This is a genomic window from Trujillonella endophytica, from assembly GCF_900110555.1.
In the GTDB taxonomy this organism is placed as follows: domain Bacteria; phylum Actinomycetota; class Actinomycetes; order Mycobacteriales; family Geodermatophilaceae; genus Trujillonella; species Trujillonella endophytica.
This window is the reverse complement of sequence record NZ_FOEE01000010.1, coordinates 144,876-160,733: the sequence shown is the minus strand read 5'-3', so window position 1 is coordinate 160,733 and position 15,858 is coordinate 144,876. Positions and strand designations below refer to the sequence as shown.

The window sequence follows — 15,858 nt, the reverse complement described above, 5'->3', positions numbered from 1 at the left end:
AGGAGAGCGGATGGACGCGACGACGGGCATCCCCCCTGCCGTCACCGAGGAGACCGCGGCGTTCTGGTCGGCGGCGCAGGAGGGGCGGCTGGTGGTCGAGCAGTGCACCGCCTGCGGGGCGACGTCGTTCCCGCCGCGCGGCATCTGCCGGTCGTGCCGCGGCCGGGAGACCAGCACCGCGGAGATCACCGACCGGGGCGTCGTCTACAGCTTCACGGTGAACCACCAGCGGTGGCTCCCCGACCTCGAGGTGCCGTACGCGATGGTCCTCGTCGAGTTCCCCGCCCACCCCGGCGTCCGGGTGACCGGCCGGCTGCGCGGGTGCCCGGCCGAGGAGACCCGGATCGGCATGCTGGTCGACATCGGCTTCGAGCCCGGCCCGGGCGGGCAGGCGATCCCCAGCTTCATCGCCGCCGGGGCGGACGCCTGATGGGCACGGAGCACCTCGAGCGGCGCGTGGTCGTCTCCGGCGTGGGCCAGTCGCAGATCGGCCGCCAGGTGGACCGCTCGGGCCTGCAGCTCACCCTCGACGCGATCACCGCGGCCGTCGCCGACGCCGGGCTGAGGCTCGACGACATCGACGGCCTGGCCACGTTCCCCGGCGGCGGCGCGGCGAACCTGCCCGGCTACGCCAACGGCAACCTGTACGAGGTCCAGGACGCGCTCGGCCTGCGGACGACGTGGCGCCAGGGCATCGTCGAGGGCCTGGCGCTGCCCTTCTACGGAACCGCCCAGGCGGTGGCGACCGGGCAGGCGCGGCACGCCGTCATCTGGCGCACGGTCAAGGAGGGCAGCGCGGCGCGCAACGCCGGGGGCCGCCCCGCGTACGGCTCCACCAAGCCCGTGGCCGAGGGCCCGCTCGCCTGGCTGCTGCCGGTGGGCATGCTGTCGCCGGTCTGCCAGGTCGCGCCGTACGCCATGCGGTACATGCACGAGTACGGCGCCACGCGCGAGCAGCTCGGCTGGATCCCGGTGACCCAGCGGGCGCACGCCGCGCTGAACCCGGACGCGGTCTACCGCACGCCGCTGACCCTCGAGGCGTACCTCGAGTCGCGGATGATCTCGACGCCGATGTGCCTGTACGACTGCGACGTCCCGGCCGACGGCGCGACCGCGATCGTCGTCTCGGCGATCGAGACCGCCGGAGACCTGCGGGCACCGGTGCGGATCGAGGCCATGGCGGGGGTCGTGGAGGGCCGGCCGTCGTGGGACCAGTGGGAGGACATGGGGCGGGTCGGCCACGGGGCGGCCCGCGCCATGTGGGAGCGCACGGACCTGCGGCCGGCCGACGTCGACGTCGCCCAGCTCTACGACGGCTTCACGATCGAGGTCGTCTGGTGGCTGGAGGCCCTGGGCTTCTGCAGCACCGGCGAGGCGGCCGACTTCGTCGACGGCGGGTCGCGCATCTCCCTCGGCGGCGAGCTGCCGCTCAACACCTGGGGCGGGCAGCTCTCCGGCGGCCGGCTGCACGCCGGCTTCGGCCACACCGCCGAGGCCGTGCGGCAGCTGCGCGGGGAGGCCGGCGAGCGCCAGGTCGACGGCGCGCAGGTGGTGGCCCTGGGCAACGTGGGCGGCTTCGAGGCCGGCGCCGCGCTGCTCACCCGCTGGTAGACCCGGGGCCCGACCGCGGGCCCCGGTGCGCAGCACCGTTCGTCCGACGACAGAAGGGACTCCCGATGGTGGAACGTCGCGGCCGGGTCGAGGGGAAGGTCGCCGTCGTCACCGGCGCCGGCTCCACGCCCGGCCCCGGGATCGGCACCGGCAAGGCCAGCGCGGTGACGCTGGCGCGCGAGGGCGCGCGGGTGCTGCTCGTCGACCTGCACCCCGAGCGCGCCGAGGAGACCCGGGCGATCATCGAGTGGGAGGGCGGCCAGGCGCAGGTCTTCGCCGCGGACTGCACGCGGGCCGACGACTGCGAGGCCATGGTGCAGGCCGCCGTCGACGCCTTCGGCACGGTCGACGTCCTGGTGAACAACATCGGCCTGGCCTCGCTCGGAACCGTCGTCGACGTCACCGAGGAGGCGTGGGACCGCGCCTTCGCGATCAACCTGCGCACGGCGTTCCTCGCGTCGAAGTACGCCGTCCCGGTGATGGCCGCCTCCGGGGGCGGGTCGATCGTGAACATCTCGTCCATCTCCGCGCTGCGGGGCGACGGCACCGTCGCCTACTCCGCGGCCAAGGCCGGGCTCATCGGGATGACCGTCGACATGGCCTACTCCCACGGCCGGCAGGGCATCCGGGTGAACGCGATCGCCCCCGGCCACATCACCACGCCGATGGTGATGTCGGTGAGCGCGCCCGGCTCCCGCGCGGAGTACATGAACCGGATGCGGTCGGAGGCCGGCCTGCTCGGCACCCCGGGCGACGGCTGGGACGTCGGCTGGGCGTCGGTGTTCCTGGCCAGCGACGAGGCCCGCTGGATCACCGGGGTGACGCTGCCGGTGGAGTCCGGCGTCCTCGCGGTGACCCCGCTGATGATGGCGCCCTACCTGCGCGCCGTCCCGGCCCCCGAGGAGGGGTAGCGGCTCCCCGGCCGGGGCCGCGGGACCGCTAGACTGAGTGAGCGAACACTCTCTAACGAGGACGGCGAGATGACGGCGACGACCCGACGCACGTGGCAGCAGCTCCCCGACCCGGAGCCCCGGGAGCGGTCGTACACGGTCATCTCCGTCGACGACCACCTCACCGAGCCCGCCGACCTCTTCGAGAAGCGCTTCCCCGCGAAGCTGCGCGACCGGGCCCCCCGGCTGGTCACCCGGGACGACGGCACCGAGGCCTGGCTCTACAAGGACCGCTTCTACGCCGACACCGGTCTGAGCGTGGTCGCGGGCCGCCCGCGCGAGGAGTGGACCGACGACGTCCTGAACCTCGACGAGATGCGCCCCGCCTGCTGGGACGTCGACCGGCGGGTGCAGGACATGGACGTCGACGGGATCTGGGCGTCGCTGTGCTTCCCGTCCGGGGCGTGGGGCTTCACCGGCCGGGTGCTGTCGCTCAACCGCGACCAGGAGGTCGGGCTGGCCGCGATCCGCGCCTGGAACAGCTGGATGATCGAGGAGTGGCACGGGGCGCACCCGGAGCGCTTCATCCCGATGCAGCTGCCGTGGCTGCAGGACCCGGTGCTGGCCGCCGAGGAGGTCCGCCGCAACGCCGGGCTCGGGTTCACCTCGGTCTCGTTCATGGAGTCCCCGCAGCTGCTCAAGCTGCCGCCGATCACCGACCGCGAGCACTGGCGGCCGTTCTTCGAGGCGTGCCAGGAGACCGACACGGTCATCTCGCTGCACGCGGGCGCGAGCGGGTTCGTGCTGCAGGGGTCGCCGGGCAACGGCCTCAACACGCAGGTGTCGATGTTCCCCGGCGGGGCGTTCTGCGCCGCCGTGGACTGGACGTGGGCGGGCATCCCGGCGCTCTACCCGGACCTGAAGATCGCCCTGAGCGAGGGCGGCATCGGCTGGGTACCGATGGCGATCGACCGCCTCGACTACGTCACCGAGCACTCCGCCGGCTCGGCCGCGGGCGAGGCGTGGGAGTTCGACATCTCCCCCAGCGAGGCGCTGCGGCGGAACTTCTACTTCTGCATGCTCGACGACCCCAGCACCCTCGACCAGCGGCACCTGATCGGGATCGACCACATCATGTTCGAGACCGACTACCCGCACGCCGACTCGACGTGGCCGCACTCCCAGGACCTGCTGCGCAAGCGCCTCGGGCGGATCCCGTTCGAGGAGGCGTCGATGATCGCGGGCGGGAACGCGGCGCGGCTGTTCCGCCACCCGCTGCCGAGCGGCCCGGGCTGGCCGGCGGTCGTCACCGAGCTCGCTGCCCAGCCGGTCCCGTAGCGGCGTCGATGATCGGCAGGTGGCGCCCCCCGTCGGCGGGTCGCGCAGCCACCCGCCGATGATCGGCGATGCGGCGGCGGGCGTTCAGCCCCCGGCCACCGAGCCGTTCGCCGCGAGCGCGGCCCGCTGCCCGGCGTCGAAGCCGAGCAGCGCCAGGACCTCCGCGGTGTGCTCCCCCAGCCCGGGGATGCCGGCGGCGGCCCGCGGCTGCGGCTCGGGCCCCAGCCGCGGCGGCAGGCACGGCTGCTCGACGCGCCCCAGGTCGCCCCAGACGTGGTCCGTCACCCGGCCGCGCTGCCGGTTGACCGGGTCGTCGACGACGCCGGCCACGAACGCGCTGCGGTCGGCCTCGACGACCGGCTCGACCGGAACCCCCGCCGCCGACAGCTCCCGCACCCACTCGCCCGCGGGCCGGGCGGCGAACGCGGACTCCAGCAGGAGCTCGTCGGGCTGCGGGCCGGCAACCGCGGTGCGCAGCGGCGGCGGGCACTCCGACAGCCCCTCGACGCCGACCACCCGGCGCAGCGCCGACCAGGCCGCGGCGTCCGGGGCGGCGAGGGCGAACCAGGCCCCGTCGCCGGCCCGGTAGATGCGGTAGGCCGCGCCGTACCCGGTCTCCGCGGCGTCCACCCGGGGCCCGACGACGACGTCGTCCCCGGCCAGGAACGCGCCGGACTTCAGCGTCAGGCCGGCGCCGAGCAGGCTGCTGGCCACCGACTGCCCGCCGCCCCCGCGCCGCCGCGCGTACAGGCCGGCGAGGATGCCGACCGCGGCGATCCAGCCACCCGTGACGTCGACCGCGCCCCAGACGAGGTACGTCGGGGGCCGGCCCTCGCCGGCCTGCGCGGCCTCGATCCCGGCCAGCGCCTGCATGAGCTGGTCGTTGCTCGGCAGCAGGGCGCGCGGCCCGGACTCGCCGAACCCGCTGGCGAAGCTGTGCACGACGTCGGGGTTGGCGGCCCGGACGGTCGTCTCGTCGTACCCGAGGCGCTCGGCCAGCCCGACCCGCGCGTTGGAGTGGACGACGTCGCTCCAGCGGAACAGGCGGTCGAGCACCTCGGCGGCGTCCGGGGACTTGAGGTCCAGGGCCAGCGCCCGCTTGCCCCGCTGACCGGCGGCGAACATCGGCTGCATGCTCCGGTGGGCGTCGCCGGTGGTGGGCTCGACCTTGACGACGTCGGCGCCCAGCTCGGCCAGCACCAGCGGCGCGATCGGCCCGGCGAGGTACGCCGACAGGTCCAGCACGCGCACGCCCTCGAGCAGCCGGCCCCCGGCCGGGACGGGCGCCGCTGCCGAGTTACCGGCCGCCGTCACCCGGATCGCCGGCCCCAGCACCGTCAGCCGGCCCCGCTCGGGGTCCTCGTGCGGCACCGCCAGCCCGATCTCGCGGACGTGTGCGTCCCGCAGCGCCTCGCCGGGCCGCCACACCGGCTCGCAGCGGAACCGCTGCCCCGCCAGCGAGGCCAGCCAGTGCTCCCGCTCCCGGGTGGCGAACGCCGCCGCCCATCGCCGGCCGCGCTCGACCATCGCGCCGCTCATCAGGTCGGCGTTGTAGCCGCGCTCGCTGGGCGGCTCGCCCATGTGCTCCAGGAACGCCTCGTAGGCACCGGCCGCGCCGAACCAGAGCTGGACGTACTCCCCGTCGGCGCACCGGTAGCACAGCGACTCGGCCGGACCCTGGTCCCGCCACAGCAGGGCCGTCGTCGGCGAGTGGTGCTCGACCCGGCCGAGGATCATCGGCAGCAGCGCCTGCAGCCCGTCGTACAGCGACGTCTCCGCCCAGCCGCCGCGGCCGGTGGACTCCCGCTCGTAGAGCGCCGCGAGCGCGCCGACCGTCGCCGACAGCCCGGCGCCCGCGGCGCCGATCGCGAGGTCGGCGAAGACCGGTCCCGGCCGGGAACCGCGGATCTGGGTCAGCAGCCCGGCGCGGGCGGCGACCAGGAGCTCGAGGTCGGGCAGCGGGCCGCGGGCGGTGGCGCTCGGCCGCAGCCGGACGACGACCAGCCGCGGGTTCGCCGCCGACAGCGCGGCCCAGGTCAGCCCCTGGCGCTCCAGCCGCTCCTCGGCGCCGGCGAGGAGGAGCACGTCGGCGTCGCGGGCCAGCCCGGCGACCGTCCCCGCGGCCGCCGCGAGCTCCTCGTCGTCGACCTCGACGACCTCCTTGCCGCGGTCCCAGGCCCGGGCGGACTCCACCCCGGCGTCCAGGGTCGAGCGCCGGCGCGACCGCACGTGCGTGACGTGCGCGCCGAGGTCGGCCAGCAGCCGGCCGGGGAGGTGGGTGGCCAGGCCGGCGCCCACGTCGGGAACTCCCAGCGCGACCTCGACGACCCGCAGGCCCGCCAGTGCGGCGGTCACACCCGCAGCAGGCGGCCGGGGGCGACGCCGTCGACGTCGGTCCCGTCGACCCGCGTGGCCACCCCGTTGACCCAGGTGCGGGCGATGCCGGTGCTCCGCACGATCAGCCGGTCGGCCCCGCCGGGCTGGTCGTACACGCGCTCGACCGGCGTCGTGCCCACCGTCGCGGGGTCGAAGGCGACGAGGTCGGCGAAGTAGCCCTCCCGGACCAGGCCGCGCTCCGGGATCCGGAAGGCGTGCGCGGGGTGCCCGGTGAGCCGCCAGACCGCGTCCTCCAGCGACAGCGCCTTCCGCTCGCGCACCCAGTGGCCGAGCAGGTGGGTGGAGTAGCAGGCGTCGCACAGCTGGCTCGCGTGCGCGCCGGCGTCGGAGAGGCCGAGCAGGGTGCGCTTGTCGGCGAGCAGGTCGCCCATCTCCTCCTCGCCGTCGTTGTCCATGACCACCCGGAACCGGGTCGCCAGGTCGTCGGCGAGCGCGAGGTCGAGCATCAGGTCGAACGGGGTCGTGCCCCGCTGCTCCGCGAGCGCGTCCAGCGGGACGCCCACCAGGTCGGCGTGCTGCACCGTCTCCTCGACGTCGATCTTGGACCAGCGGTGCGCCCAGGCGGCGAGCGTCGTCGGGCGGGCCCGGTCGCGCCAGGCGGGGTCGCGGTAGAGGTCGGACCGCCGCTCCCGGGGGACGGCGAGGACCTCCTTCCACTCGTCGATCTCGCCGAGGTTGGTCGGATCGGCCATCGTGGTCTGGAAGACGATCGGCCGGCAGGCGATCTGCGGGTAGACCTCGCCGGGCAGCGCGCCGCCGCGCTCGACGGTCCGCATCGCCGCCCCCGGCTTGTCGGCCCGGGCCACCAGCGCCGTCCAGGTCACCGGGACGCCGTAGCGCTGCGACAGCTCGGAGAACTGCTCCAGCCACAGGCCGGGGCCGATCGACACCTCGACGACGCCCTTGCCGAGCTCGCCGAGCACCGACGTCAGCGCGTACACCTCGTCGACCTCGGCGAACCGGCTGGGCACCGGCCGCCCGTACGCGCCCTGGTGGTTGGGCTGGCGCGAGGTCGAGAAGCCGACCGCCCCCAGCTCCAGCGCCTCGCGCAGCAGGCCACGCATCGTCTCGAGCTCGGCCGGGGTGGCGGGCCGCTCCTCGCCCCCCAGCGCGTACAGCCGCAGCGTCGAGTGCCCGACGAAGGCGCCGACGTTGAGCCGCTTGGCGCGCGCGTCCAGGGCCGCGAGGTACTCCGGGAACGTCTCGAAGCACCAGTCGATGCCCTCGTCGAGGGCGGCCATGGACATGCCCTCGACGTTCTCGAACGTGCGGACGACGGTCTCGCGGTGCTCGGGCCGGGTCGGCGCGACGGCGAAGCCGCAGTTGCCCATGACGACGCTGGTGACCCCGTGCCAGCTGGACGGGGTCAGGTCGCCGTCCCACAGGATCTGCGCGTCGTAGTGCGTGTGGATGTCGATGAACCCGGGCGCGAGGGTCAGCCCGTCGAGGTGCACGACCTCGGTCGACGGGCCCGGCCGCAGCTCCCCGGGCGGGCCGACGGCGACGATCCGGTCGCCCTCGACGGCGACGTCCGCGGCCCTGGCCGGCGCACCGCTCCCGTCGACGAGAGAGGCTCCGCGCAACAGCAGGTCCATGGATGCTCCGATCGGTCGCTGCCGGGACGCTAATCGGCGCCCGGAGGGCTTGGCAAGTGAGCTCTCACTCAGTTGTACTGGACCCGCACGCGACCGGATGGGCGAGGGGATCGGCGGAGGAACCGTGGACGACCGGCTGATGTATCGGCGCGAGTTCTTCATCGGGGGCAGGTGGACCGCCCCCGACGGCGACGAGGTGCTCCCGGTCGTCTCGCCCTCCACCGAGGAGGTCGTCGGACAGGTCCCGCTCGCCACCGAGGCCGACGCCGACCGCGCCGTGGCCGCCGCCCGCGAGGCCTTCGACGAGGGCCCCTGGCCGCGCATGTCCCCCGCCGAGCGGGCCGACGTCCTGGCCGAGGCGGCAGCCGTCCTGCGCAAGCGGGAGGGCGACATCGCCGGCGTCGTCGTCGACGAGATGGGCATCGCGATCAGCCAGGCGCCGCGCGCCCAGGGTATGGTCTCGACCGTCTTCAGCTACTACGCCGACCTGATCCGCACCTTCGGCTTCGAGCGCGAGGTGGTCGACGGCGCCCGGGCCGGGCTGGTGACGCAGGAGCCGGTCGGCGTCGTCGCGGGCATCGTGCCGTGGAACGCGCCGGTCACGCTGGCCGCCTGGAAGGCCGCGCCGGCCCTGGCCGCGGGCTGCACCATCGTGCTCAAGCCCCCGCCGGAGGCGCCGCTGTCGAACTTCGTGCTGGCCGAGGCGCTGGCGGAGGCGGGCGTCCCCGAGGGCGTGGTCAGCGTCGTGCCGGCCGGGCGCGAGGTCGGCGAGCACCTGGTCCGCTCCCCCGGCGTCGACAAGGTCGCGTTCACCGGCTCCACCGCCGCCGGCAAGCGGATCATGAGCCTCTGCGGCGAGCAGGTGAAGCGGGTCTCGCTGGAGCTCGGGGGCAAGTCGGCGGCGATCGTGCTCGACGACGCCGACCTCGGCACGGTGCTCCCGGCGCTCGTGCACGGCGGCATGCACCTGTCCGGGCAGGTCTGCGGGGCGCACACCCGAGTGCTGGTGCCGCGCTCGCGCTACGCCGAGGCCGTCGACGCCGCCGCCGCTGCTGCCGCGCACATCGCCGTCGGCGATCCGCACGACCCGGCCACGGTCGTCGGCCCGCTGGTCGCCGAGCGGCAGCGCGCCCGGGTGGAGGGCTACATCGCCTCGGCCCTCGGCGACGGCGCCCGGGCCGCCGCGGGCGGCGGTCGCCCCGCCCACCTGCCGCGCGGCTGGTACGTCGAGCCCACGATCCTGGCCGACGTCGACAACTCCATGCGCGTCGCCCGCGAGGAGATCTTCGGGCCGGTCCTGTGCCTGATCCCCTACGCCGACGAGGACGAGGCGGTCCGGATCGCCGACGACTCGCCCTACGGCCTCTCCGGCGGGGTGTGGTCGGCCGACCCGGCCCGCGGCGTGCGGATCGCGAAGCGGGTGCGCACCGGCAGCATCGCGGTCAACGGCACCTACCCGCCGTTCCCGCTGGTGCCCTTCGGCGGGTTCAAGCAGTCCGGGCTGGGCCGCGAGCTCGGGCCCGAGGGGCTGACCGCGTTCCTCGAGCCCCGCAGCATCGGGCTCCCCCCGGCGCTGGTCGCCGGCGGAGCGGGCGCATGAGCGCCGACACGACCGGCCTCGCCGGTCCCGTCGCCACCCCTCTGTCGGACGAGTGGTGCGCGGAGCACTTCGACTACCTGGCGCCGGAGTTCGGCAGCGCGGTGCACCCGACCTACGCGCGGCTGCGCGCGCAGTGGCCGATCACCCGCAGCGACGCCCGCGGCGGGTTCTGGGTGGTGAGCCGCTACGACGACGTGTTCCGCGTCGCCCAGGACTGGGAGACGTTCAGCTCCGAACTGGGCGTGGGCATCCCCGCCACGACGATGACCATCCCCGCGATCCCCGAGACCGTGGACCCGCCGCTGCAGCGCGTCTACAAGAAGCTGATCAGCGCCCACCTCACCCCCGCCCTCGTCCGCCCCCACGAGGCGGCCACCCGCGCGCTGGTCACCGAGATGATCGACCGGTTCATCGAGGCCGGGACCTGCGACTTCATGGCCGACCTCGCCATGCCGTTCCCGGGCCGGGCGTTCTTCGGCATGGTGCTCAACGCCCCGCCCGAGGAGGTCGAGCACGTCGCGGGCCTGGCCCAGCAGGCGTCGATGCCGAGCAACCCGGACGTCAAGGAGATCTGGGCGCAGCTGCACGGCTGGATCCACGCGTTCCTCGAGCAGCGGCGGGCGCAGCCGCCGAAGGGCGACATCGTCGACGCGATCCTGGGCGCGGAGATCGAGGGCCGCCCGATCAGCGACACCGAGGTGCTGGGCATGGTGCTGCTGCTCATCCTCGGCGGGCTGGAGACGACGGCCGGCGTCCTCGGCGCGGCGATGCTGCGCTTCGTCCGGGAGCCGCACGTGGCCGACGAGATCCGGGCCCGGCCGGAGAGGATGCCCGCCGCCGTCGAGGAGCTGCTGCGCCTCGACGGGTCGTTCCTGGCCATCGGCCGGACCGTCCGGCAGCGCACCGAGCTGGCCGGCACCGCGGTGGAGCCGGGCGAGAAGGTCTACATCTCCTGGGCCTCGGCCAACCGCGACGAGGCGGAGTTCCCCGAGCCGGACGCCTTCGACCTCGACCGCCGGCACAACCGGCACCTGGCCTTCGGGGCGGGGCCCCACCGGTGCGTCGGCTCCAACCTGGCCCGGATGAACCTCACCGTGGCCCTCACCGAGGTCCTGGACCGGCTGCACGACGTCGAGCTGCTCGAGCCGGAGGAGACGCTGCCGTTCCACACGGCCTTCAACCGCGCGCCGATGCGGATCCCGATCCGGTTCCGCCCGGGCCCGCGCCGCGGGTGAGCCCCCGCGGCGGGAGGCTCAGTCGAGGAGCTCGTAGAGCGCGGTGATCGGCGGCGGGTCCAGGCGCAGCGCCGTGCTGGGCGTGGACCCGCCCTCGGCCGCGCGCCGGCGCAGCTCCCGCAGCGGCGCGGCCAGGTCCTCGGCCTCGATCTCGTAGACCGCCAGGTAGGGGTGGGTCGCCGAGCCGTCGTCGCCGGTCAGCCTGTAGCGGCGCGCGCTGACGAAGCCCTCGACGGCGAGCAGCTCCGGGACGTGGGTCCCGGAGTACCAGTCGTTGAACTCGTCCTCGCGGGACGGGTCGGCCGGCGCCGCCTGGACGACGAAGATGCCCTTGCGCACGTGTGCCTCCTCGGTCGCCGGGCTCGCGGGGCCCGGTCGGTCAGCGGATCGGGGTGACCGGCGGGGTGACCGGCACGGCGCCGGCCGCGCTCCGGATGGCGGCGACCTGCTCGCGCCAGGCGGCGACCGCCGCCTCCTTGATCTGCGCGTACCCCTTCACCGTCGCCGTCGACCCCGCGAGCCGCACCTGCGTCCCGTACGGCAGACCGGCGGCGGGGTCCACGGCCTCGAGGACCAGCCGCTCGTACTCACCGATCAGCCGGCGCTCCATGCGCCGGTCGGGGTCGTAGCCGAAGACGTCGAACGGGGTCCCCCGCAGCCGCTTCATCCGGCTCAGCCCGCGGAAGGCGATCTCGTACGGCCGGCCCATCGGGAGCTTGCGGTGCACGCCCAGCCGGCGCAGCACCGGCGGGTGCAGGTGGTAGGTCACCGCGTACGGCCCGTCGATGCCGAGCTCTCGGGCGGCCGCGTCGTAGTCGGCCAACAGGTGCAGCCGGGCGACCTCGTACTCGTCCTTGTAGGTCAGCAGCAGGAACCACGCCTGCGCGACCTCGGCGGTCAGCGCCCAGGCGCGGTCGGCGTCGTCGTGGGCGGCGACGCGCTCGACGAGGTCGAGGTACCGCTCCGCGCGGGCGGCGTCCTGGTAGTCGACGGCCTGCGCGGCCCGCCGGACCAGCAGGTCGCGCAGCTCGACGGGGAGCCGGCGGCGCGCGACCAGGTCGGCCGCGACGCGCACGGCGTCGGCGGAGGGGTCGCTGATGCTCGAGGCGTCGGGCGCGGCGAGCGCCGCCTCGACCGCGGCCGGGTCGTGCGCCGCCCAGCGCCCCCACGCGAAGGCGGCCCGGTTGTCCGCGGCTCCCCGGCCCCTCTCCATCGCGCGGTGGAGGTCGGCCAGGGCCAGCGGGAGCCCCCCGACCTGGAACGCGGCGCCGAGCAGCACCACGTTGCCGAGCAGGTGGTTGGCGAAGACGCGCTCGGCGATGCGGCCGGCGTCCAGGAACGCGACCCGGTCGGCGCCGACGCGGGCGGTGATCGCCGCCTGCAGGTCGGCGGCGGGCGGCGGGGGCGCGCCGCCCTGCATCATCGCCACGGTCTGGGTGACCGCGACGTCGACGACGGCCGTCGTGCGGCCGGGGGTCACCTTCTCCAGGTGCTTGGGGCCGGCCGCCTGCAGGATGTCGCCGGAGAGGTAGAGGTCGGCGCCGCCCGCGGTCACCGCCGCCGAGCCCAGCGCCTCGCGGCTGCGGGCCAGCCGCAGGTGGGAGACGACGGCGCCCGCCTTCTGCGACAGCCCCGTCTGGTCGACCCCGCCGACGACGAGCCCGGCGGCCTCCGCGGCCGAGGCGAGGATCCGGTTGGCCGTGATGACACCGGTGCCGCCGATGCCGGTGAAGTAGACGCCGTACTGCTCCCCCAGCTCGGGCAGCCGCGGCTCGGGGAGCTCGCCGGCCGGGAGCGCCGGGCGCGCGGCCCGCGCCGACGTCCGACGCCTCCCCCGCCGCCGCGGGGTGAGCGTGACGAACGACGGGCAGTCGCCGTCCAGGCAGGTGTAGTCGCGGTTGCACGACAGGTCGTGGATCTGGCGCTTGACGCCGAACTCCGTGGGCAGCGGCTGCACCGACAGGCAGTTGCTCTTCGTGCTGCAGTCGCCGCAGCCCTCGCACACGGCCTCGTTGATGACGACCCTCCGGGCCGGCTCCTCCTGCAGCCCGCGCTTGCGCAACCGGCGGGCCTCGGCCGCGCACTGCTGGTCGTAGACGATCACCGTGACGCCCTCGACGCCCGCGAGCTCGCGCTGCACGGCGTCCAGCCGGTCCCGGCCGTGCACGGCGACACCGGCCGCCCAGCGGGCCCGGCGTCCGTACCGCTTGGGGTCCTCGGCGCAGACGACGATCCGCCGGACGCCCTCGGCCTCCAGCGCCCGCGTCAGCGCGGGCACGTCCATCCCGCCGGTCACGTCCTGGCCCCCGGTCATGGCGACGGCGGCGTTGTAGAGGATCTTGAAGGTGACGTTCACCCCGGCGGCCACGCCGGCGCGGATGGCGAGCGTGCCGGAGTGGCTCAGGGTGCCGTCGCCCAGGTTCTGGATGAGGTGCGGCTCGGCCACGAACGGCGCCAGGCCGATCCACGGCACCCCCTCGGCGCCCATCGGCGTGGGCGGGAGGCGGCGCATCCCGGCGTTGCGCGGCTCGAAGTACATGATCCCGTGGCAGCCGACCCCGCCGCCGACGAGCGCGCCGTCGGGCGCCACGGTGGACCGGTTGTGCGGGCACCCGCTGCAGAAGCCCGGCGGGCGGGCGGGGAGCTGCAGCAGCGGCAGGGACGTGCGGACCGCGGCCGGCCGGCGCGGCGCCAGCTCCGGCCGCACGCGGGCGAGGACCGCCGCGACGGCCGTCGCGTCCAGCTCCCCCACCGGGGAGACCAGCGGGCGCCCCTCCCGGTCGCGCTTGCCGACGACGGGGATCCGGCTGCCGGCCTCGTGCAGGACCGCGCGCAACTGCGTCTCGACGAACGGCCGCTTCTCCTCGACCACCAGCACCTCGTCGACCGAGGCGGCGAACTCCCGAACCGTCTTCTCGACCAGCGGGTAGGTCATGCCGAGCTTGAGCACCCGCACCCCGGCGTCGGCCAGCCCCTCCTGCGTCACCCCCAGGTCGGCGAGGGCCTGCACCACGTCGACGTAGGTCTTGCCGGCGCAGACGATGCCCAGGGGCGCCCCGGGGGCGGCGCCGAGCACCCGGTCGAGCCCGTTGTGCCGGGCGTAGGCGCGGGCCGCGCGCAGCCGGCGCTCGACGACGAGGACCTCCTGGTCGGGCACCGCGTGCGGCCCGATGGTGGCCAGCGGCCGGTGCTGCCACGGCACGCCGTCCACCAGGACGCCGGCCGGGTCCGCCGGCTGCTGCCGGGCCGGGTCGACGTCGACGCTGCCGATGCCGTCGGCGACGTTGGTGACGATCTTCAGGGCGACCCAGGCGCCGGACCACCGCGACATCCGGAAGGCGTGCACCCCGAGGTCGAGCAGGTCCTGCTGGTCGGCCGGGTAGAGCACCGGGACGCACGCGTCCTCGAGGGCGTACTGGCTGTCGCAGGCCAGCGTGGAGGACTTCGACCCGGGGTCGTCGCCGCAGAACAGGACGACGCCGCCGTTCGGGCCGGACCCCATCGCGTTGCCGTGCTTGAGGGAGTCGCCGCTGCGGTCGAGGCCGGGGCCCTTGCCGTACCAGGCGCCGGCCACGCCGTCGATGCCGTCGTAGGGGACGACGGTGCCCATCTGACTGCCCCACACGGCGGCCAGGGCGAGCTCCTCGTTGAGCCCCGGCCGGTGGACGACGCGGTGCGCCGCCAGCCGATCGCCCAGCGCGTCGAGGGCGAGGTCGACGGTGCCCAGCGGCGAGCCCGGGTAGCCCGAGACCAGGGTCGCCGTCGTGAGCCCGTCGCGGGCGTCGACCTGCTGGCGCAGCAGGAGCAGCCGGGTGAGGGTGTCGACGCCGGAGAGGACCTCCGCCGTCCGGGTCCCCGGCTCGACCGCCGTCACGGGAAGACGTCGGGGTTGACGTAGGCGAACCGGCCGTCCTTGAGCACGGCGCGGCGGCGGTCGGGCTGCTGGAGCAGCGTGATGTCGGCGGTCGGGTCGCCGTCGAGGACGACCAGGTCGGCGAGGTAGCCCTCCCGGACCTGGCCGGTCGGCAGGCCGACCACCGGGCCGAAGTTCCGGGTGGCGGTGTGGATGGCCTCCACCGGCGACATGTCGACCAGCTCCACGTAGCGCTCCAGCTCCGCGGCGTAGGTGCCGTGCCGGGTCCACTGGTGCCCGAAGTCGCCGCCGGACAAGATCTTGATGCCGGCCGCCCTGAGCTTGCGCAGGCCGTCGACCTGCGCCCGGAGTTCGCGCGGGTAGCCCGAGGCCTCGACTCGCTCCTCGGTGATGCCCCACGGCCGGGCGTGGCCGCGCACCACGGCGTAGAGGTAGTGCAGCCCCGGGCAGACCCAGACGTCGTCGCGCCGGGCCTCCAGCGCGGTCAGCGCCTCGTCGTCGAGGAAGCAGGCGTGGTGGATGATCCGGACGCCGGTGCGCGCGGCCATCGCGACGCTGGCCGATCCGCGGGCGTGCACGGTGATGAAGGCCCCGTGCCGGTCGGCCTCCGCGACCGCCGCCGAGAGCATCTCGTCGTCCATGTAGACGTCCTCGGACGGGTGCGCGGGCACCACGCCGTCGCCGGAGACGAAGAGCTTGAGCGCCGTGACGCCCTGGTCGCACTGCCGGGCGACGATCTCGCGCAGGGAGGCGGCGTCGGCCGCGACCTCCATCAGCTCGCCGTCGGACCCGAGGCCGCCGACCTCGGCGACCATCATCCCGCTGGGCACGATCCGCGGGCCCGGGATCAGGCCGGCCTCGATCGCCTGCTTCGCCAGCAGGTCGTCGCCGGGCTGGGTGACGCCGGCGCCGATGATCTGGGTGTAGCCGCTCTCCAGGAACGTGCGGACGACGGCGACGACGTCGAGCATGTGCCGGGCCGGCGGCGTCGCGGCGATCGCGCCGTGGTCGAAGACGAAGTCCAGCGGCCAGCTCGTGTGCACGTGCGCGTCCCCGAGCCCGGGCAGCACGGTCGCGCCGGCCAAATCGACCACGCGGGTCGAGGCCTCGTCGACGGCCAGCCGGCCCGGGGTGACCGCCGCGATGCGGTCGCCCTCGAGGAGCACGTCACCGTCGAGCAGCCGCTCGGTGGGATCCCCGGAGCACGTCAGCACCCGGGCGTTGCGCAACAGCGTCCGGTCGGCCATCTCCCGCCCCGTTCTTGTGAGTGAGCACTTGCTCCTGTCACTGTATCCGCCATCACACCGCACGTGAGGGT

The 15,858-nt window shown here is 75.1% G+C and carries 11 protein-coding genes; 6 read left to right on the top strand and 5 right to left on the bottom strand.

All coding sequences use genetic code 11. The features are described 5' to 3' along the window. Positions 1 to 10: 10 nt before the first annotated feature. From BMY88_RS16375 to BMY88_RS16360, 4 genes are all read left to right on the top strand, one after another. The gene (locus tag BMY88_RS16375; RefSeq protein ID WP_091945783.1) at positions 11 to 430 is read left to right on the top strand and encodes a Zn-ribbon domain-containing OB-fold protein; all 420 of its coding nucleotides are present in this window, start codon (positions 11 to 13) and stop codon (positions 428 to 430) included. Next, positions 430 to 1,611: a thiolase C-terminal domain-containing protein gene (locus BMY88_RS16370; protein WP_091945780.1), complete on the top strand. Its 1,182-nt coding sequence runs from the start codon at positions 430 to 432 to the stop codon at positions 1,609 to 1,611. Before BMY88_RS16375 ends, BMY88_RS16370 begins: the two co-directional genes overlap by 1 nt. Before the next feature lie 65 nt (positions 1,612 to 1,676). Next, on the top strand, positions 1,677 to 2,522 hold the full coding sequence (locus BMY88_RS16365; protein ID WP_091945777.1) for an SDR family NAD(P)-dependent oxidoreductase: 846 nt from the start codon (positions 1,677 to 1,679) through the stop codon (positions 2,520 to 2,522). A 69-nt stretch (positions 2,523 to 2,591) separates the two neighbouring features. Continuing rightward, a complete protein-coding gene (locus BMY88_RS16360) occupies positions 2,592 to 3,839 on the top strand; it encodes an amidohydrolase family protein (RefSeq protein ID WP_091945774.1) in 1,248 nt (415 codons plus the stop codon). Positions 3,840 to 3,923: 84 nt separating this feature from the next. Here the strand turns inward: BMY88_RS16360 and BMY88_RS16355 are convergent, their stop codons facing one another. Together BMY88_RS16355 and BMY88_RS16350 are read right to left on the bottom strand one after the other, a co-directional pair. After that, positions 3,924 to 6,194 (bottom strand): CoA transferase, encoded by a 2,271-nt coding sequence (locus BMY88_RS16355; RefSeq protein ID WP_091945771.1) that lies wholly within the window; start codon positions 6,192 to 6,194, stop codon positions 3,924 to 3,926. After that, on the bottom strand, positions 6,191 to 7,831 hold the full coding sequence (locus BMY88_RS16350) for an N-acyl-D-amino-acid deacylase family protein (RefSeq protein WP_091945769.1): 1,641 nt from the start codon (positions 7,829 to 7,831) through the stop codon (positions 6,191 to 6,193). Before BMY88_RS16350 ends, BMY88_RS16355 begins: the two co-directional genes overlap by 4 nt. Positions 7,832 to 7,955: 124 nt before the next feature. Here BMY88_RS16350 and BMY88_RS16345 point away from each other — a divergent pair, with 124 nt between their 5' ends. Then, positions 7,956 to 9,431 carry an aldehyde dehydrogenase gene (locus tag BMY88_RS16345; protein ID WP_091945766.1) on the top strand — a complete coding sequence of 492 codons (1,476 nt, stop codon included), beginning with the start codon at positions 7,956 to 7,958 and terminating at the stop codon, positions 9,429 to 9,431. Next, on the top strand, positions 9,428 to 10,666 hold the full coding sequence (locus BMY88_RS16340; RefSeq protein WP_091945763.1) for a cytochrome P450: 1,239 nt from the start codon (positions 9,428 to 9,430) through the stop codon (positions 10,664 to 10,666). Before BMY88_RS16345 ends, BMY88_RS16340 begins: the two co-directional genes overlap by 4 nt. Positions 10,667 to 10,684: 18 nt before the next feature. Here the strand turns inward: BMY88_RS16340 and BMY88_RS16335 are convergent, their stop codons facing one another. The 3 genes from BMY88_RS16335 to BMY88_RS16325 are packed head-to-tail and all read right to left on the bottom strand — an operon-like array spanning position 10,685 to position 15,787. Next, positions 10,685 to 11,005 (bottom strand): DUF4286 family protein, encoded by a 321-nt coding sequence (locus BMY88_RS16335; protein WP_091945761.1) that lies wholly within the window; start codon positions 11,003 to 11,005, stop codon positions 10,685 to 10,687. A 40-nt stretch (positions 11,006 to 11,045) separates the two neighbouring features. Continuing rightward, complete coding sequence (locus tag BMY88_RS16330) at positions 11,046 to 14,540, bottom strand: indolepyruvate ferredoxin oxidoreductase family protein (RefSeq protein WP_091945759.1); 3,495 nt, start codon at positions 14,538 to 14,540, stop codon at positions 11,046 to 11,048. Next, on the bottom strand, positions 14,537 to 15,787 hold the full coding sequence (locus tag BMY88_RS16325) for an amidohydrolase family protein (protein WP_091945757.1): 1,251 nt from the start codon (positions 15,785 to 15,787) through the stop codon (positions 14,537 to 14,539). Before BMY88_RS16325 ends, BMY88_RS16330 begins: the two co-directional genes overlap by 4 nt. Between the last annotated feature and the right edge of the window lie 71 nt (positions 15,788 to 15,858).